The sequence below is a fragment of the Micromonospora sp. WMMD754 genome, assembly GCF_049315235.1.
Classification (GTDB): Bacteria; Actinomycetota; Actinomycetes; order Mycobacteriales; family Micromonosporaceae; genus Micromonospora; species Micromonospora sediminicola.
In genome coordinates this window covers 3,550,345-3,567,520 of the sequence record NZ_CP186058.1, presented here as the reverse complement: position 1 = coordinate 3,567,520, position 17,176 = coordinate 3,550,345, and the positions used below count along the sequence as shown (strand labels likewise).

Here is a 17,176-nt window from a genome sequence, read left to right as displayed (position 1 = left end):
GCTCATGTCGGTCGTCCTACCTTGCTAGCGACCCTCGACCGGACGGGCTTGACCGGTCGTCGGGGGTTGCGCGTCGACGTGCTCCGCGAGCGCACCGTGGTCGGGGACCCCGGTGACGCGCAGTGCCCGCCCGAAGGCGCGGCGCCGCACCGCTTGCGCGAAGCAGGCCGGATTGGGGTGCATGTTCGCTCCCCGACCCGGCAGTCTGCGGGCCGGATCGGGCCGAAGACTGGTCTGACCAGCCTTGTCACCGACCGCGACGACCCGCAGCAACTCGCTGGCCGGCGCTCGTTTCCGGCAGCCCACACAGGTGCGCTCCGGCAGCGCGCGTCGTGCCACTGAGAAAGTCTACCCCTAGCTGCTCGAGATCGCGCCGCCCGGCTCCGGGACGTGATCAGCTCCGCCCCGCGCGGACGGGCCGGCGGTCTCCGCGTCGGAGCGGATGTCGATCCGCCAACCGGTCAGGCGGGCCGCGAGCCGGGCGTTCTGCCCTTCCCGGCCGATCGCGAGCGAGAGCTGGAAGTCCGGGACGGTGACCCGCGCGGTACGGCTGGCCAGGTCGACCACCTCGACCCGCAGGGCCTTGGCCGGCGAGAGCGCGTTGCCGACGAAGGTGGCCGGGTCGTCCGACCAGTCGATGATGTCGATCTTCTCGCCGTGCAGCTCGCTCATCACCGCGCGGACCCGCTGGCCCATCGGGCCGATGCAGGCGCCCTTGGCGTTGACGCCGGAAGCGGTCGACCGGACGGCGATCTTCGTGCGGTGACCTGCCTCACGGGCGATCGCGCCGATCTCCACCGTGCCGTCGGCGATCTCCGGCACCTCCAGCGCGAACAGCTTCTTCACCAGCGCCGGGTGCGAACGGGACAGCGTGATCTGCGGCCCGCGCATTCCCTTGGCGACGTGCACCACGACGCAGCGGATCCGCTCGCCGTGCTCGTACCGCTCGCCGGGGACCTGCTCGGACTGGGGCAGGACGCCCTCCAGCTTGCCGAGGTCGACGCTGACGATGCCCTTCTCCCGGCGGGTCTCGTGCGCCTGCACCACGCCGGTGACCAGGTCACCGTCGCGGCCGACGTACTCGCCGAAGTGCACCTCGTCGGTGGCCTCCCGCAGCCGCTGGAGGATCACCTGCTTCGCGGTCATGGCGGCGATCCGACCGAAGTCGTGCGGGGTGTCGTCCCACTCCCGGGTCACCGTGCCGTCGGCGTCCAGCTCCTGCGCGTAGACCGAGGCGGCCCCGCTCTTGCGGTCGATCTCCACCCGGGCGTGCGGCTCGGCGCCGTCGGTGTGCCGGTAGGCGGTCAGCAGCGCGGTCTCGATCGCCGCGAGGATCGTGTCGAACGGGATCTCCCGCTCGCGCTCCAGGGCGCGCAGCGCCGCGAGGTCGATGTTCACCTCTCCTCGTCCTCCAGATCTTCGTCGTCGTCGTCGATGTCGGTGTCGTCACCGAGGTCCTCGTCGTCCAGGCGGGAGAACTCCACCTGGACCCGGCCGGGGCCGAGTTCGGCGTACGCGTGCGTGACGGGCCCGGCGTCGCTCTCCAGCTCCACCCGCTCGTCGTCGGCGGCCGTCACCCGGCCGGTGAGCTGCCGGTCGCCGGCCTCGCCCCGCACGGTGACCTTGACCAGCCGGCCGACGTTGCGTCGCCAGTGCCGGGGCAGGGTGAGCGGGCGGTCCACCCCGGGGGAGCTGACCTCCAGCTGGTACTCGCCGGCGACGATGTCGCCGGCGGCCTCCTCCGCCGCGTCCAGCGCCGCGGAGACCGCCCGGGACACGTCCGCGACGGCGTCCAGGTTGATCCCGCCGTCGGCGTCCACGATCACCCGGACCACGTGCCGCCGTCCGGCCCGGGAGACGGAGAGGTCCTCCAGGTCGTAGCCGGCGGCGGTGACCACCGGCTCGATCACCTCGCGCAGCCGGGTCCGGCGCGCGGCGAGGTCGCCGCGGGGAGCGCCGCCCCGGTCCGCGCCGCGGGGGCCGTCGGACCGGCGAGGCCGTCCGCTGGGCCCCGTCGGCCGGGTGGCACGGCCACGCTGCGTCATTCCGCGTACCTCTCTGCTGTTGCCACGGCCCACCGGGCCGTGTTGGTCCCGCGCCGGCGCGGGCGGTCGTCCCGCCATGCCGGTACGCCACCGGGGCGTCCGCGCCCGGTGGCTGCGCAGAGCGTAACGCTTGGGCGCGGCGGCGGCCCGGGCGGCGCACCGACGACCCTGCCCCACGGGGCGGCGCAGATGGTGTTGACTTGTGCGGTGGGGACCGGCAGAACACCATCCGACCAGGCCAGAGCGGGGCATTCCCGGCGTCGCCTGCTGCGCGCCGGCGCGCTCGTGGCGCTGGGTGGCGCGGCCGCGCCGCTGACTGGTTGTGATCTTTTCGACCGTGACGACGAGCCGTCGCCGCCGGACGCGTTGGAGCCGTTGGCGGCCGAGGCGCTCGCCCTGGAGGCCCGCTACCGGGCCGCGGCGACCGCCGCGCCGGCGCTCGCCGCGCGGCTGACCCCGATCGCCGACGCGCACCGGGCGCACGCCGACGAACTGCGCCGGGTGATCGGTCGGCCGGCTCCCTCCGGCACGCCGACGGCCGACCCGTCGGGCGCGCCGGTCACCGAGCCGGACGGGGTGCTGACCGACCTGCGCCGGGCCGAGCAGCAGGGCCGGACCAACGCCGCCAAGGCGTGCGCCGCCGCGCCGGCCGAGCGGGCCGCGCTGCTCGGCTCGATCGCCGCCGCCCGGGCCACCCACGTGGAGGCCCTGAAGTGAGCGACCGCACCGAGCGCAGCGAGGGCCGCCAGGCCCTGCCCGGCCGGTACGCCCCGAGCCCGACGAGCGGCCCGACCCAGGCCCTCGCCGACGCGCTCGCCGCCGAGTACGCGGCGGTCTGGGCGTACGGGGTGATCGGCGTGCACCTCACCGACGCGGCCCGCACGGCCGCCCGCGCCGCCGAGGCGGCCCACCGGTCCCGCCGCGACGCGTTGCTCCTCCAACTCGCCGAGGGTTCCGGCCAGGTGCCCGCCGACCGGGCCGGCTACGCGCTGCCCTTCCCGGTGACCGACCGGGCCGGCGCGCTGCGGCTGGCGGTGGAGATCGAGGAGCGGACCGCCGGGCACTGGCGGGCCGCGCTGCCGCACACCACCGGCCCCGAGCGCAACACCGCACTCGCCGCGCTGACCGACTGCGCGTTGCGGGCCACCCGCTGGCGGCGTACGGCGGGGGTGACTCCGGTCACCGTCGCCTTCCCGGGCCGCACGGCCTGAGCGCGGGCCCGGTCACCCGGCGGAGCCCTGCGGTTGCGGGCCGCATACCAGGTATGCATACTCCACGCCATGTCCATCCGTCACGGCCTGCTCGCCCTGCTCGAACGCGGCCAGATGTACGGCTACCAGCTGCGCGCCGCGTTCGAGGAGTCGACCGGGTCGACCTGGCCGCTGAACATCGGGCAGGTCTACACCACGCTCGCGCGGCTGGAACGCGACGGACTGGTCCGCCCACTGCCGGAGAACGAGGGCGGGCAGCGGCCGTACGAGATCACCGACGCCGGGCGGGCGGACCTGGCGCTCTGGTTCACCACGCCGATCAGCCGCGCGGACCGGCCCCGGGACGAGCTGTCGATCAAGCTGGCGTTGGCGCTGACCACCCCCGGGGTGGACGTCCGCGCGGTGGTGCAGACCCAGCGCAGCGCCACCATGCGTGCCCTGCAGGAGTTCACCCGGTTGAAGTACGCCAGCGACAAGCCGGAGGATCTGCCCTGGCGGTTGGTGCTGGACGCGATGATCTTCCAGGCCGAGGCCGAGGTGCGCTGGCTCGACCACTGCGAGACCAGCCTGGTCCGGCACCGCCCGGCGCCGGCCCGACCGGCGGACCACCCCGAGGCGGTGGACCGGGCCGGCGACGAAGCCCGCCGGTGAGGCGGCACGGGAGGCGCGGATGAACCCGACCGACGGGGTGCTGGAGCTGCGTGCGGTCCACCGCACGCACGGTGGCGGCGAGGCCGCCGTGCACGCGCTGCGCGGCGTCAGCCTCACCGTGGCCGCCGGCGAGATGGTGGCCGTGATGGGCCCCTCCGGCTCCGGCAAGTCCACCCTGCTGGCCCTGGCCGGCGGCCTGGACCGGCCCACGGCCGGTGAGGTGCTGGTCGAGGGCGAGGCGCTCGGCGGGCTCGCCGCTCGCGAGCTGGCCCGCCTGCGCCGGCGCCGGATCGGGTACGTCTTCCAGGACCTGAACCTGCTCGGCAGCCTGACCGCGGTGGAGAACGTCGCCCTCCCCCTGGAGCTGGACGGCGCCGGGGTGCGGGCGGCCCGCCGGCTCGCCCTGGCCGCGCTGCGCGAGGTGGACGTCGCCGGCCTGGCCGACCGCTTCCCGGACCAGATGTCCGGCGGCCAGCAGCAGCGGGTGGCGATCGCCCGGGCGCTGGTCGGCGAGCGCCGGCTGGTGCTGGCCGACGAACCGACCGGGGCGCTGGACTCCCAGGCCGGCGAGGCGGTGCTGCACCTGCTGCGCCGCCGGGTGGACGCCGGCGCGGCCGGCGTGCTGGTCACACACGAGGCCCGCCACGCCGGCTGGGCCGACCGGGTGGTGTTCCTGCGCGACGGGGTGCTGGTCGACTCGACCGCCCCGCTGGTCGGGGTCGAGCACCTGCTCAGCGGCAGCAGCCGGTGAGCCGCGGGCGGTTCGCCGCCGCGCTCCGGTCGTGGCGGCCCGCGCTGCGGATCGCCCGGCGCGAGGCGCTGCGGTCCCGGCGGCGCACGCTGCTGGTGCTGGCGATGATCGCGCTGCCGGTCCTCGGCCTCAGCTTCACCGCCGCCAGCTACGACATGTCGGACCTGACCCGGGCGGAACGGCTCGACCGCCGGCTCGGCGGCGCCGACGCCGAGCTGCGCTGGACCGACCTGTCCCCCGTCACGCAGGACGCCTGGGGCGAGTCGGCCTGGTCGGTCGGGGACGACCCGGTCCCCCGGACCCGCCCGGTCACCGCCGACGAGTTGCGGGCGCTCCTGCCCGCCGGCAGCCGGGTCACCCGGGTCCGCTGGTGGCTGTCGTTCGAGACCCGGGTCGGGCGCAAGGTCAGGTCGATGGACGCCCGGGCCGTCGACCTGACCGATCCGCTCGCCCGGCCGCTGGCCCGGGTGCGCGAGGGCCGCCCCCCGACGCGCCCGGACGAGATCGCGATCAACGCGGCCGCGCTGCGCCGGCTGGACACCCGCGTCGGCGCGCCGGTGCGCACGACCGACGGCACCACCTACCGGGTGGTCGGCGTGGTCGAGTTCCCCGACAACCTGCGCGAGATGGTCACGCTGGCCGACCTCGCCCCGGACAGTCCACCGGCCGAGTCGAGCTGGCTGGTGGACCTGCCCGGCTCGGTGGACCCCGCGCTCGTCGACCGGCTGAACGCGCAGGGCGTCCAGGTGACCACCCGTACCAGGCTGCCGGGGCGGCAGGAACTGGCCCGCGGTCCGTCCATCCCCGACGTCGAACAGACCGGCAGCGTGGCGCTGGTCGGCGGGCTGGGCCTGCTGGAGGTGGTGCTGCTCGTCGGACCGGCCTTCGCGGTCGGCGTCCGCCGCCGGCGACGGGACCTCGCGCTGGTCGCGGTGGCCGGCGGGGACGCCGCGCACCTGCGCCGGATCGTGCTCGCCGACGGGGTGGTGCTCGGCGCCGGCGGGGCCGCCCTCGGCCTGCTGCTCGGCGTCGGGACGGCGATCGCCGCGCGACCGCTGGTCGAGCAGTACCTGCTCCAGGAGCGGATGGCCGCGTACCGGGTCTTCCCGACCGCGCTGGCCGCGATCGCCGCGGTGGCGGTGCTGGCCGGGGTGCTCGCGGCGCTCGCGCCGGCCTGGGCCGCGTCCCGGCAGGACGTGGTGGCCGGCCTGGCCGGGCGGCGCGAACCACCTCGGCCGGGCCGCCGGTGGCTGCTGACCGGTCTCCTGCTGACCGCCGCCGGTACCGCGCTGGCCGCGTACGCCGCCTCCCGGACCTCGCCCACCGGGGTGCTGGCCGGCGTGGCCCTCGGCGAGCTGGGACTGGTCTTCTGCACGCCCACGCTGGTCGGGTTGCTCGCCCGGGCCGGGCGACTGCTGCCGCTGACGCCCCGGCTCGCGCTGCGCGACGCCAGCCGCAACCGGTCGTCGGCCGCGCCGGCCATCTCGGCGGTGATGGCGGCGGTCGCCGGCAGCGTGGCGCTCGGCGTCTACCTGGCCAGCGACGACGCCCGCAGCCAGGCGCTCTGGCAGCCCGGCCTGCCGCCGGGCAACATGATCCTCATGCCCGCCGGCGGGCCGGTGACCGGTTCGCCGCCGGCGGCCGGCGCGGTCGCCGAGCGGGTGCGGACGGTGCTGCCGGGCGCCACCGTCAGCGCGGTGGCCGGCGCGGCGTGCGCGCGCCCCGCCGGCCCGGACGACTACTGCATGGCCGTCGCCGTGCGCCCGCCGGCGGAACGGTGCCCGTACGGGCCGTACGAGGAGGGTCCCGCCTCGACCCGGCACGACCCCCGCTGCATCCAGCCGTTCCGGGAGCCGGACGACATCTCGCTGCCGACGCTGGTGGACGACGGCGGCGCGCTGGCCGCGCTCACCGGCGCCCCGGCCGACGAGCTGGCCGCCGCGCGCCGCGCCCTGGCCGCCGGCGGCGTCGTGGTCACCGACCCCCGACACCTGGTGGACGGGCAGGTGCGGCTGGAGGTCAACCACACCTCGGACGGCCGGACGACGGTCCGGCACCTGCCCGGGTACGTCCTGCGCGGCGGCCTCCCGGTCGACCGGCTGGTGCTCTCCCCCGCCGCCGCGAGCACGCTCGGCCTGGCCGCCGAGCCGCTGGGCTACCTGGTGGACACCACCGGCCCGCCCACCGACCGGCAGCGCGAGCGGCTGACCGAGGAACTGGCCGAGGTCGTCGAGCTGTCCGCCCAGATGGCGACCGCACAACCGCCGTCGAACCAGCGGCCGTTGCTGCTCCTGCTGGCCGCCGCGTCCGGGGTGATCACGCTCGGCGCCGCCGCGGTCGCCACCGGCCTGGCCGCCGCCGAGGGCCGCCGGGACCTGTCCACGCTCGCCGCGGTCGGCGCCGACCCCCGGGTACGCCGGGTGCTGTCGCTCTGGCAGGCCGGGGTGATCGCGGGCATCGGCTCGGCGCTGGGCATCGTGGCGGGGCTCGGCTCGGCCGCCGTCATCCTGGCCGCGCTCAACCAGCGGTACGCGCAGTCCTGGCCGGTGCAGCCGCCGTACCCGCTGACCGTGCCCGGCCAGACCATGACGGTGCTGGTGGTGGTGCCGGTGGTGGCGATGCTGGGCGCGGCGCTGCTCACCCGCTCCCGCCTGCCGGTCGAACGTCGCCTCGACTGACCGGGGTCCGCAGGGGGTGACGGGGCGCGGCGGGGGCGGCAGACTGGACGGGTGACCGCTCTGGGATCCCTCACCCGCCGCCTCGGTCACCAGCAGTGGTTCGCCACCACCATGCGTCTGCTCGTCCCCGCCGACCGGCTCGTCGGCCGGCTGACGAAGGGTCGCGTGGTCGCCTTCGGGCTGGTGCCCACACTGGTGCTCACCTCCACCGGCCGCCGCTCCGGCAAGCCCCGCAGCAACCCCCTGGTCTACGTCCCCGACGGCGACGCCTACGTGGTGATCGGCTCGAACTGGGGGCAACGACACCAGCCGTCCTGGACGTTCAACCTGATGGCCCACCCGGGCGCCGAGGTGGACGTCAAGGGCCGCCGGATCCCGGTCACCGCCGAGCAGGTCACCGGCGAGGAACGGGAGCGGCTGTTCCAGCGGCTGGTGCAGGAGTGGCCCGCGTACCGCACGTACGTCGAGCGGGCCGGTGGCCGCGAGATCCGCGTGTTCCGTCTGGTCCCGACCGCCTGAGCCGACCGTCGGGATGCTTTCAGAAGGCGTCGTAGACGTCGCTGCGGTGGCCGAGCTGCACCACCAGCACGAGCAGCTCGTCATCGCGAACGGTGTAGACGACGCGGTAGGAGCCGACTCGTATTCGGAGGAGGCCCGGATGCCCAACAAGGGCCTTGACCCCGGCCGGGCGAGGTTCGACGGCCAAGCCGGCGATCGCGCTGACAAGACGGGCTTGAACGGGACGGTCGAGCTTGCGGAGGAGCTTCGCGGCGGCGCGGCCGACTGTGACCGTGTAGGCCGTGGATTCCGCCATGCTTACAGGCCTAGTTCTTTGCGCAGCTCGGCGAGCGGAATCGGGGCTTCACCAGCCTCGATTCGGGCCAGGGCGTCCCTGGCCGCTGCGACGTCTGCTGCATCCTCGGCGCGTTCGATCGCTTCCGCCAGGTCGGCCGGGACAATGGCAGCCAGCCGTTGTCCACGGCGAGTCACATAGGTGATCCGACCTGCGTAGTGAGCGCGCGAGACAACGTCCGCGAGACTATCGCGGGCATCGGAGATCGGCAGCTCTGCGGCGGGTTCACTCATGCCGCAAGTGTACAACCCGTACGACTCGTACAGTGCGCATCAAGTACGGTGGAGGAGGGTGGACGTTGACCGCCGAACGGAGTCTGGACGACCCGCGGTGGCGGGTGGCCGAGCGGGTCGGGGACGCCGTCCTGCGGCGGTTCCCGGCCGACGTGCTGGCGGTCGCCGTACACGGTCCGCTCGCGCACGGCGACGACGACGGCGGCGGGGACCGCGAGGTCGGGTTGCTGGTCGTCACCTACCGGCCCGGCGCCGGGCCGAGGCCGTCCACCCGCCGAGTCGACGGGGTGCTGGTCGACCTGACCGTGGCCGGGGCGGACGACTACCTGCGCCGGGCGACAGCGATCACGGCGGGCTGGCCGCTGGCCGCCGACCGGTACGTGACCACCCGCGCCCTGCACGATCCGACCGGCTGGCTGCCGAAGCTGCGCGACGAGCACCTGGCCCGGCTGGCCCGCGCCCGACCGGCCGAGTTCACCACCGCCGCGCGGCAGGCCTGGTACCGGGGCAGCGCGGCGCACGCCCGCGCGCTGCGGCTGGCCGAGTGGTACGAGACCGACCAGGCGCTGCTCGTGCTCGGTGAGGCCCGGCTGGCCGCCGCGACCGTGCAGGGGCTGTTCAGCCGCACCTACTTCCGCGATCCGGGCGACGCGGTGCGGCGCACCGGACTGGCCGGGGCGGACATGACCGAGGTGGGCGCGGTGTTGACCCGGCAGGCCGAGGAGCTGGCCGCGCGGGGCCGGCCGGTGGACGGCACCGTCGACGACCTGCTGGACGGCTGAACGGCGGGGCCGTCAGCCCAGACCGCCACCGACCCCGATCAGCGCGCCGATCAGATAGGTAGCGCCGGCCGCCAGCGCGCCGAGCAGCAGCTGCCGCAGGCCGCTGCTCCACCAGGCGCGGTAGGTGAACCGGGCCACGATCGCCCCGGCGAGGAAGAGCCCCACGCCGCCGACGCCGAGCGCCAGCCACAGGCTGGTGAAGCCGAGCAGGTACGGCAGCAGCGGCACCAGGGCGCCGATCGAGAAGCAGATGAACGACGAGATCGCCGCCGCCCACGGGCTGGGCTGGTCGTCGGGGTCGACGCCCAACTCCTCCCGGACGTGGACGCGCAGCGCCTCCTCCGGGTTGGCACGCACCGCCTCGGCGACCTGGGTGGCCAGCTCGCGGGGCAGCCCGCGGGCCACCCACGCGTCGGCCAGCTCGCGGGCCTCCGCCTCCGGGTGCCGTTCCAGCTCCCGCCGCTCCTTGGCCACCTCGGCGGCCACCTGCTCGTTGGCCGACCGGACGCTCGTGTACTCGCCCAGGCCCATCGAGATGGCGCCGGCCACCAGGCCGGCCGTGCCGGTGAGCACGACGCTGCGCGGGGACACCCCGCCGCCACCGACACCGGCGATCAGCGCGATGTTGGTGACCAGACCGTCCATGGCGCCGAAGACCGCCGGCCGCAGCCAGCCGCCGGACACGTCCGCGTGGTGCGCCTCGCGCAGCGCCGCCGGGGTGTCGGTCACGGCAGGGTCAGGATCTCGTAGCCGTCGTCGGTCACGACGATGGTGTGCTCGAACTGCGCCGTCCACCTCCGGTCCTTGGTGACCACCGTCCAGCCGTCGTCCCACATGTCGTACTGGTAGGTGCCGAGGGTGATCATCGGCTCGATGGTGAAGGTCATCCCGGGTTCCATCAGGTCGGTGGGGCGCGGGCTGTCGTAGTGCGGGACGTAGAGGCCGCTGTGGAAGGCCTCGCCGATGCCGTGGCCGGTGAAGTCGCGCACCACGCCGTAGCCGAAGCGCTTGGCGTAGGACTCGATCACCCGGCCGATGACGTTGATCTGCCGGCCCGGCGCGACCGCCTTGATGCCGCGCATCATCGCCGCGTGGGTCCGCTCGACCAGCAGGCGGGCCTCCTCGCCCACCTCACCGACGCAGAAGGTCGCATCGGTGTCGCCGTGCACCCCGTTCAGGTAGGCCGTGACGTCGACGTTGACGATGTCGCCGTCCTGGAGCTCGGTCGAGTCGGGGATGCCGTGGCAGATCACCTCGTTGACGCTGGTGCAGCAGGACTTGGGGAAGCCCTTGTAGCCCAGCGTCGACGGGTAGGCGCCGTGGTCGCAGAGGAACTCGTGCACCACCTGGTCGATTTCGTCGGTGGTCACCCCCGGCTTGCAGTGCTCGCCCGCGAGCTGGGTGGCCCGGGCCGCGAGCCGCCCGGCCACCCGCATCTTCTCGATGGTCTCCGGCGTCTGCACGTGGGACCCGCGCCACTCCTGCGGGCGCTTCTTCCCCACGTACTCGGGGCGCGGGATGTGGGCGGGGACCGCTCGCCACGGGGAGAGCGTGCCGGGGGTCAGCGGCGCACGGACGGTCATGTCCTCAGACTATCGCCGGCGCCTCGGTGACCCCCGCCACGGCCCCGCCCACCAGGTTGTTGCCGTGCCGCAAACGCTGTGCCATTGTTGCTGCGTGGATCAAGGGGGTGCACCGCCCGTCTTCACCGTGACGGCGCAGGGCGAGGGCGACCACCTCCGTGTCCTGGTGACCGGCGAGGTCGACATGGCGACCGCCGACACGATGTTCCAGAGCGCGCTCCGCGAGCCCGCCAAGCGGCTCACGCTCGACCTGCGCGCGGTCACCTTCTTCGACTCGGCCGCCATCCACGCGGTGGTGCGGCTGTCCCAGCGCTTCCCGGGCGCGCTCGTCGTGCTGCCGTCCCGGCAGGTCCGACGCGTGCTGGAGATCTCCGGCCTGGGCGAGCAGGACTGGCTGGCCGACACCTGAGCCGGCTGCCGGTTCAGGGCGGATCTTCCGCACCGTGCGTCAGCGGGCCGGCCGGCCCGGCCTGCGGTCGGTCCGCTGCCGGCTTCCGCTCGCCGGGGTCCGTGGCGGTGTCGGGGGCGAGATCGCGCCGTAGCGTCTCGGCGTCGTGCTTGCTCACACCGCTCGCGCGGATGGTGTTCACGGCGATGATGCTGATGTCGTTCGCCAGGTTGACGCCACCGATCCGCAGCCCGCTGGTGAGTGCCTCCTGAGCCTGACGGATGGCCGTCATCGCGGCTCGTTGGGACCGGGACGGTCGGTTGGCCGACGGCGACCACTCCACGGCCACGTGCCGGACGGCCTCGGCGAGGCTGTCGACGGCGTCCGCGAGCCGGGGCGGTACCGGCTCGTCGCTGCGGAGCGCGCTCTCCAGGTTGAGCGCGAGGTCACGACTCTGCAGCAGGGAGCGCATCATCAGTGCGGCGCCGTGCCTCCAGCCCTCCAGCGAGTTGTGGTTGTGCCACCGCAGCGGTGAGATGCGGACGACCTCGACGGCCGCCGACAGGGCCGTGTCCAGGTCCGAGGTGTCGACGCCGCGCAGTGTGTCGAGGGCCCGCTTGGCCAGCTCGGCGTCCCGATTCCGGGCGGCCTCGGCCACCCGGTCCAGTTCGGTGGCGATGCGGTCGAGCAACGGTCGACCGGCGCGCCGGATCCGGTGGATCGGGTGCAGGGGGAGCACCACCAGCGCGACGAGGATGCCCACCACCCCGCCGACGATGCCGTCGACGAAGCGCGGCACCGCCAAATTCGTGTTCGCCGGGGCCAGCACCGCGATCACCATGGCGCTGCCACCCACCTGGGTCACGAACGACCCCTCGCCGCTCAGCAGCACGGCGAACAGGATCGACGCCGCCACGATGACCCCGATCTGCACGTGGCCCTGCCCGACCCAGGAGACCAACAGGTCGCCGAGGGTGATGCCGACCGCGACACCGGCGACCAGGAACAGGGTCCGGCGGAAGCGCTGACCCACCGAACTGGCGATGGTGCCCACCGCCACGGCGGGCGCGAACAGGGGCTGGGGATTGTCCAACACGTCGTTGGCGATCCACCACGCGCCGGCCGCGGCCACGCCCGACTGGACCGCCACGAGCAGGCTCAGTCGCAGCCGTACCAGTCGGTCGCGGGCCGTGGCGGAGCCGGTCCGCCGTACCGCCCCCCACGCCGCGCCGACCGGGTCGTGGGTCGCGCGCGGGCCCGCCGGATCCCCTCGTCTCACCGCCACCACGCTACGGCTTCCCTCACCCCGGTCCGGGCGGAAAGCGAGGCTGGACGGCGGATCACCCGGGCACGACCCGGCGGCCGGCTGAGATCGTCCGGGTCGCGGGCGCGGCGGGTGCGGTGGCGGCGGCTCAGTCGCTCCCGGTCAGCCGGCGGCGCAGCGTCAGCTCGGTGCCGTCCTCGGTGCGGGTCACGCTCATCTCCCCGAGCGCCTGGATCAGCGCCAGCCCGCGCCCGCGGAAGCTCGACCCGCTGGACTCGCGCCACCGCCCGCTGTCCCGGATCGTCGCCGTGACCGTGCGGTCCGCGATGGTCACCTCCACCTCGATCGACGGGTCGACCGGGTCGATCGGGTGCTCGATCGCGTTCGCCGCGGCCTCGGAGATCGCCACGGTGAGGTCGAACAGATCCGTCTCGCCGACCTGGTGGGCGACGAGGAAGTCCTCCAGCCGCTTGCGCAGCACGCTGAGTCGGGTCGGATCGGCGGGCAGGCGCAGCGCGAAGCGGTTCAACTCGGCCGCCTCCAGCGCGAGCACCGCCACGTCGTCGTGCCGGGTCCGCCCCGCGACCCGTTCCACCACCGCGTCCACCAGGTCGGCCACGTGCTCGCCGCGCGCGGTCGCGTCGAGCCGCAGCTGCCCGAGCCCGGCGTCGATGCCGGCCGTCCGGTCCTCGATCAGACCGTCGGTGTAGAGCAGCAACCGGCCGCCGGGGGCGAGTTCGCCCTCGACGGTCCGGTAGGTGGTGCCGGGGATCGCCCCGACCGGCGGTCCGAGGGCCCGATCGTGCAGGAACGCCACGTCGTCTCCTCGGATCAGCAGGGGCGAGGGGTGACCCGCGCTGGCGTACCGGAGCCGGCCGTCGCGCGGGGAGAAGCTGAGGCAGACCACCGTGGCGAAGGAGCCGCTGCCGGTGGAGTGGACCAGCTGGTTGAGCCGGGTCAGCGCCTCGCCCGGGTCGTAGCCCTCCAGGACGTACGCCCGCAGCGCGTTGCGGAGCTGGCCCATCGCAGCGGCGGCCCGCACGCCCTTGCCGACCACGTCGCCGATGACGAGCACCATCTCGTCGTCGGGCGCGCCCATCACGTCGTACCAGTCGCCGCCGACCTCGACGTCCGCGCTGCCGGGCAGGTAGCGGCTGGCCACCACCGCGCCGGGCAGCTGCGGCAACGTACGCGGCAGCAGGCTGTGCTGGAGCGTGCTGGCGATCCGGTGCTCGGCCTCATAGAGCTGGGCGTTCTCCAGCCGTACGCCGACCAGCCGGGCCAGCTGGGTCAGCGCCGCCTGCTCGGCGCCGCCGCCCTCGCCCCGCCACACCCGCAGCTCGCCGAGCTGCTCGCCGGTGGTCCCGGTCAGCGGCAGCACCACTGACGGCTCGGCGGGCAGGTCGCCGCCGGCGTCCTCCTCGTGGCGGGCGCCGGTGGCGGTGACCAGCACCCGGTCCGCCTCGGCCAGGGTGAGCGCGTGCCGGGCGGCGACCCGCACCACCTCGGCGGTGGACCGGGCGGTGTTGATCGCCACTGCGGCGTCGGCGAGCGCCCGCAGCCGGCGGATGATCTGCCCGCGCAACTGTCCCAGCTCGACGTTGGCCCGGACCCGGGCGACCAGTTCCTGGCTGGAGAAGGGCTTGGTCAGGTAGTCGTCCGCGCCGGCCGAGAGGCCGGCGACCTCCTCGGCGGCGCCGGCCCGCGCGGAGAGCAGCACGATCGGCACGTGCCGGGTGACCGGGTTGGCGCGCAGCGCGGCGACCAGCCCGAAGCCGTCCAGCCGGGGCATCATCACGTCGCTGAGCACCAGGTCGAACGGGGTGTCGACGGCCAGTCGCAGCGCCTCCACGCCGTCCGGCACGGCCACCACCTCGTAGGCCGGGGAGAGCAGCCGGCCGACGTGCTCGCGCAGGTCGGGGTTGTCGTCGGCGACCAGGATCCGGCCGGCGGCGCCCGGCGTCCCGGACGGCTCGGGCAGCCCGGCCGGTCGGGCCACCTCGTCGGTCCAGAGCGCCGTCTCGGCGACGTGGAGCCGGGCCTGCTCCGGCTCGCTCAGCGGCACCGGGGACAGCGCGGACACCCGGTCGGCGGGCAGGTGCGCGTAGCCGAACGGCACGGTCACCGTGAAGGTGGTGCCCCGGTCGACGACGCTGCTCGCGGTCACCGTGCCGCCGTGCATCTCGACAAGTTCACGGACCAGGGCGAGCCCGATGCCGGTGCCCTCGTGGGTACGGGAGCGGGCACCCGCCACCCGGTGGAACCGCTCGAAGACCTGCGGCAGCTCCTCCGGCGCGATGCCGACGCCGGTGTCGGTCACCTCCAGCACGGCGGCCCCGTCGCCGGAACGGACCCGGACCCGGATCTCGCCGTCGAAGGTGAACTTGACCGCGTTCGAGATCAGGTTGAGGACGATCTTCTCCCACATGTCCCGGTCCACGTAGACCGGCGCGCGCAGCGGCGGGCAGTCGACCACCAGGCGCAGTCCGGCCCGTTCGGTGGCCGAGCGGAACGTGCTGGCCAGCCGTGACGTGTAGTCGGCCAGGTCGGTGGGCTGGTAGCGGGCGGCCAGCCGGCCGGACTCCAGCCGGGAGAAGTCGAGCACGGTGTTGACCAGCTTGAGCAGGCGCAGCCCGTTGCGGTGCATCATGGTCAGGCGATCGAGGTAGCGGTCGGGCAGATCCCGGTCGGCGAGCATGTCCTCCAGCGGGCCGAGGACCAGGGTGAGCGGGGTGCGGAACTCGTGGCTCACGTTGGCGAAGAAGTTGGTCTTGGCGCGGTCGAGCGCGGCCAGCTCGGCGGCCCGGGCCCGCTCCTGCTCGTACGCCCGCTGCTTGCCGACCGCCCGGGAGACCTGCGCCGCGACCAGGTCGACGAAGTCGCGGTAGTCGTCGGTGAACGGGAGCCGGCGGGACACCCCGAGCAGCAGCACTCCGGCCGGCTCGTTGGTGGCGGTCAGCGGCAGCAGCAGCGCCTGGTCGGCGGCGTCGGCCGGGACGGCGCCGGGCAGGTCGGCGGTGGCGATCCAGCGCGGCGCGCTCAGCTCCTCGCCGGCGGGCAGTCCCGGCGGCGGGCCGGCGACCGTGGCCGGGTCCAAGCCGGCGCAACCGGCGGGCACGATGGCGCCGTCGGGGTCGGTGAGCCAGAGCGCGCTGAACGGCACGTCGGCCCGGTGGGCGTCGAGCACCCGGGTGACGGCCCGGCCCAGTTCGAGCGTGCTCGGTACGTCACCCAGCTCGTTGCCCAGCTCGGCCAGGGCCCGCAGCCGACGCTCGCCGAGCACCCGGCCGGTGGTCTCGTTGACGAAGCAGAAGATCCCCTCGACGGTGCCGTCGGCGTCCCGGATCGGGTCGTACGAGACGTCGAAGTAGACGTCCTCCAGGAAGCCGTGCCGGTTGATCACGAAGGGATGGTTCTCGCCCCGGTAGGGCACGCCGGTGCCGCGCACCCCGTCGAGCAGCGGGCCGAGGACGTCCCAGGTCTCGGCCCAGTGCAGCCGGGCGGACTGCCCGATCACCGCCGGGTGCTTGTCGCCGATGGTGGGCCGGTAGGCGTCGTTGTAGAAGGCCCGGTGCTCCGCGCCCCAGAAGACCACCATCTGGGCGCGGGACGCCAGCATGGTGCTCACCGCGTGGCAGAGCGCGGCCGGCCAGCGGTCCGGGGTGCCGAGCGGGGTGGTGGCCCAGTCGAAGCCGCGCAGCCGCTCGCCCATCTCGCCGCCGGCGGCGAACGCCGCGGTCAGCAACGGTGGGAAAGACGCCTCGCCGGCCGCCGGGGACGATCGACCGACGTCCCCGCCCCCCTGGGCCGAGCCCATGCAGCCTCCCGCTCCGGCCATGTCCACGACGGCCGGCGTGGTTACGCCGACCGTCCCCGCCTACTACCCCGGCGGAGGAGCAACGTAACGCACCGGCACCGGCGGACGCTGGTTACCTCCGCCTCATCCTGACGTAACCGGCGGGCGGGGGCGAGTCGGGCGGGGCCCCGGGCCGGTCGGCTGTGATCTGCGCGACACTGCGGCCCGTACCAGCGCCGTGACCGGCCGAGGATCGGCCTCGTTCTCCGGATGCCACTGCACGCCGAGCACGAAGCGCCGCGCCGGATCCTCCAGCGCCTCCACCACCCCGTCGTCGGCCCAGCCGGTGACCGCCAGGCCGCCGGGGTCGGCCACCGCCTGGTGATGGTACGAGTTGACCCGGTCCACACCGGCCATCACCGCCCCGGCCCGGCTGCCCGGGGCGAAGCGCACCGGGTGCGACCCGTACACCCCGGGGGCCGGCCGGTGCCCGTCGTGCCCGACCACGTCCGGCAGGTGCTGGTGCAGGCTGCCGCCGTACGCGACGGCCAGCAGCTGCATCCCCCGGCACACGCCCAGCACCGGCAGGTCGGCGGCGAGCGCGGCGGTCAGCAGCGCCACCTCGCCGGCGTCGCGGTCCGGCCGGCTCTCGGTGCGCGGGTCGGGCGGCTGCCCGTAGCGCTCCGGGCCGACGTCCGCGCCGCCGGCCAGCAGCAGCCCGTCCAGCAGCCCGAGCACGTCGGCGTCGACGTCGTCCGGGGGCAGCACCACCGCCCGGCCGCCCGCCGCGGTCACCGCCCGGACGTACGCGTGCGGCACCAGCGTCGCCGGCACGTCCCGCCACACCGCCCAGCCGGCCGGCTCGACGTACGCGGTGACGCCGATGACCGGCCGTCGCCTCACAGTGCTGGCCCGGTTCGCGACTGCGGGGCTCGCAACCC

At 74.8% G+C, this 17,176-nt stretch carries 17 protein-coding genes and 1 pseudogene; 8 read left to right on the top strand and 10 right to left on the bottom strand.

Features of this window, described 5'->3' with window-relative positions; all coding sequences use genetic code 11:
* Nucleotides 1–2 precede the first annotated feature (2 nt).
* The 3 genes and pseudogenes from ACN27B_RS17370 to rimP all read right to left on the bottom strand — a co-directional run bounded on the left by ACN27B_RS17370 (nt 3) and on the right by rimP (nt 2,045).
* A pseudogene (locus ACN27B_RS17370) lies at nt 3–339 on the bottom strand (YlxR family protein).
* A gap of 15 nt (nt 340–354) precedes the next feature.
* Nucleotides 355–1,398 carry a transcription termination factor NusA gene (gene nusA, locus ACN27B_RS17365; RefSeq protein ID WP_099162079.1) on the bottom strand — a complete coding sequence of 348 codons (1,044 nt, stop codon included), beginning with the start codon at nt 1,396–1,398 and terminating at the stop codon, nt 355–357.
* Entirely contained in the window at nt 1,395–2,045 is a 651-nt protein-coding gene (gene rimP / locus ACN27B_RS17360) for a ribosome maturation factor RimP (RefSeq protein WP_422741006.1), read from the bottom strand. Before rimP ends, nusA begins: the two co-directional genes overlap by 4 nt.
* A gap of 264 nt (nt 2,046–2,309) precedes the next feature.
* Here rimP and ACN27B_RS17355 point away from each other — a divergent pair, with 264 nt between their 5' ends.
* From ACN27B_RS17355 to ACN27B_RS17330, 6 genes are all read left to right on the top strand, one after another.
* Nucleotides 2,310–2,762 carry a hypothetical protein gene (locus ACN27B_RS17355; RefSeq protein WP_172968017.1) on the top strand — a complete coding sequence of 151 codons (453 nt, stop codon included), beginning with the start codon at nt 2,310–2,312 and terminating at the stop codon, nt 2,760–2,762.
* Between the two features lie 35 nt (nt 2,763–2,797).
* Nucleotides 2,798–3,256 (top strand): ferritin-like domain-containing protein, encoded by a 459-nt coding sequence (locus ACN27B_RS17350; RefSeq protein WP_422746000.1) that lies wholly within the window; start codon nt 2,798–2,800, stop codon nt 3,254–3,256.
* Between the two features lie 69 nt (nt 3,257–3,325).
* Nucleotides 3,326–3,907, top strand: coding sequence for a PadR family transcriptional regulator (locus ACN27B_RS17345; protein ID WP_422741005.1), 582 nt, complete (start codon nt 3,326–3,328; stop codon nt 3,905–3,907).
* A gap of 19 nt (nt 3,908–3,926) precedes the next feature.
* The gene (locus ACN27B_RS17340) at nt 3,927–4,658 is read left to right on the top strand and encodes an ABC transporter ATP-binding protein (RefSeq protein WP_099162082.1); all 732 of its coding nucleotides are present in this window, start codon (nt 3,927–3,929) and stop codon (nt 4,656–4,658) included.
* Nucleotides 4,655–7,336 (top strand): FtsX-like permease family protein, encoded by a 2,682-nt coding sequence (locus ACN27B_RS17335; RefSeq protein ID WP_422741004.1) that lies wholly within the window; start codon nt 4,655–4,657, stop codon nt 7,334–7,336. Before ACN27B_RS17340 ends, ACN27B_RS17335 begins: the two co-directional genes overlap by 4 nt.
* Nucleotides 7,337–7,387: 51 nt before the next feature.
* Nucleotides 7,388–7,855 carry a nitroreductase family deazaflavin-dependent oxidoreductase gene (locus ACN27B_RS17330; RefSeq protein ID WP_099162084.1) on the top strand — a complete coding sequence of 156 codons (468 nt, stop codon included), beginning with the start codon at nt 7,388–7,390 and terminating at the stop codon, nt 7,853–7,855.
* A 19-nt stretch (nt 7,856–7,874) separates the two neighbouring features.
* Here the strand turns inward: ACN27B_RS17330 and ACN27B_RS17325 are convergent, their stop codons facing one another.
* Together ACN27B_RS17325 and ACN27B_RS17320 are read right to left on the bottom strand one after the other, a co-directional pair.
* Nucleotides 7,875–8,150, bottom strand: a complete 276-nt coding sequence (locus tag ACN27B_RS17325) for a type II toxin-antitoxin system RelE family toxin (protein WP_099162085.1) — start codon at nt 8,148–8,150, stop codon at nt 7,875–7,877.
* Nucleotides 8,151–8,152: 2 nt separating this feature from the next.
* Nucleotides 8,153–8,422, bottom strand: coding sequence for a type II toxin-antitoxin system prevent-host-death family antitoxin (locus ACN27B_RS17320; protein ID WP_099162086.1), 270 nt, complete (start codon nt 8,420–8,422; stop codon nt 8,153–8,155).
* Nucleotides 8,423–8,487: 65 nt separating this feature from the next.
* Between ACN27B_RS17320 and ACN27B_RS17315 the strand changes: the two genes are divergently transcribed.
* Nucleotides 8,488–9,204: a nucleotidyltransferase domain-containing protein gene (locus ACN27B_RS17315; protein WP_422741003.1), complete on the top strand. Its 717-nt coding sequence runs from the start codon at nt 8,488–8,490 to the stop codon at nt 9,202–9,204.
* 12 nt (nt 9,205–9,216) lie between these two features.
* Here ACN27B_RS17315 and ACN27B_RS17310 read toward each other — a convergent pair whose 3' ends face one another.
* Entirely contained in the window at nt 9,217–9,933 is a 717-nt protein-coding gene (locus tag ACN27B_RS17310) for a VIT1/CCC1 transporter family protein (protein ID WP_422741002.1), read from the bottom strand.
* On the bottom strand, nt 9,930–10,787 hold the full coding sequence (map, locus tag ACN27B_RS17305; protein ID WP_422741001.1) for a type I methionyl aminopeptidase: 858 nt from the start codon (nt 10,785–10,787) through the stop codon (nt 9,930–9,932). Before map ends, ACN27B_RS17310 begins: the two co-directional genes overlap by 4 nt.
* A gap of 94 nt (nt 10,788–10,881) precedes the next feature.
* Here map and ACN27B_RS17300 point away from each other — a divergent pair, with 94 nt between their 5' ends.
* Nucleotides 10,882–11,196 carry an STAS domain-containing protein gene (locus ACN27B_RS17300; RefSeq protein ID WP_422741000.1) on the top strand — a complete coding sequence of 105 codons (315 nt, stop codon included), beginning with the start codon at nt 10,882–10,884 and terminating at the stop codon, nt 11,194–11,196.
* A 13-nt stretch (nt 11,197–11,209) separates the two neighbouring features.
* Here ACN27B_RS17300 and ACN27B_RS17295 read toward each other — a convergent pair whose 3' ends face one another.
* From ACN27B_RS17295 to ACN27B_RS17285, 3 genes are all read right to left on the bottom strand, one after another.
* Nucleotides 11,210–12,454: an FUSC family protein gene (locus ACN27B_RS17295; RefSeq protein ID WP_422740998.1), complete on the bottom strand. Its 1,245-nt coding sequence runs from the start codon at nt 12,452–12,454 to the stop codon at nt 11,210–11,212.
* Between the two features lie 133 nt (nt 12,455–12,587).
* The gene (locus ACN27B_RS17290) at nt 12,588–16,256 is read right to left on the bottom strand and encodes a SpoIIE family protein phosphatase (protein WP_422740997.1); all 3,669 of its coding nucleotides are present in this window, start codon (nt 16,254–16,256) and stop codon (nt 12,588–12,590) included.
* Between the two features lie 123 nt (nt 16,257–16,379).
* Entirely contained in the window at nt 16,380–17,138 is a 759-nt protein-coding gene (locus ACN27B_RS17285; RefSeq protein ID WP_396824276.1) for a gamma-glutamyl-gamma-aminobutyrate hydrolase family protein, read from the bottom strand.
* Nucleotides 17,139–17,176: the final 38 nt, after the last annotated feature.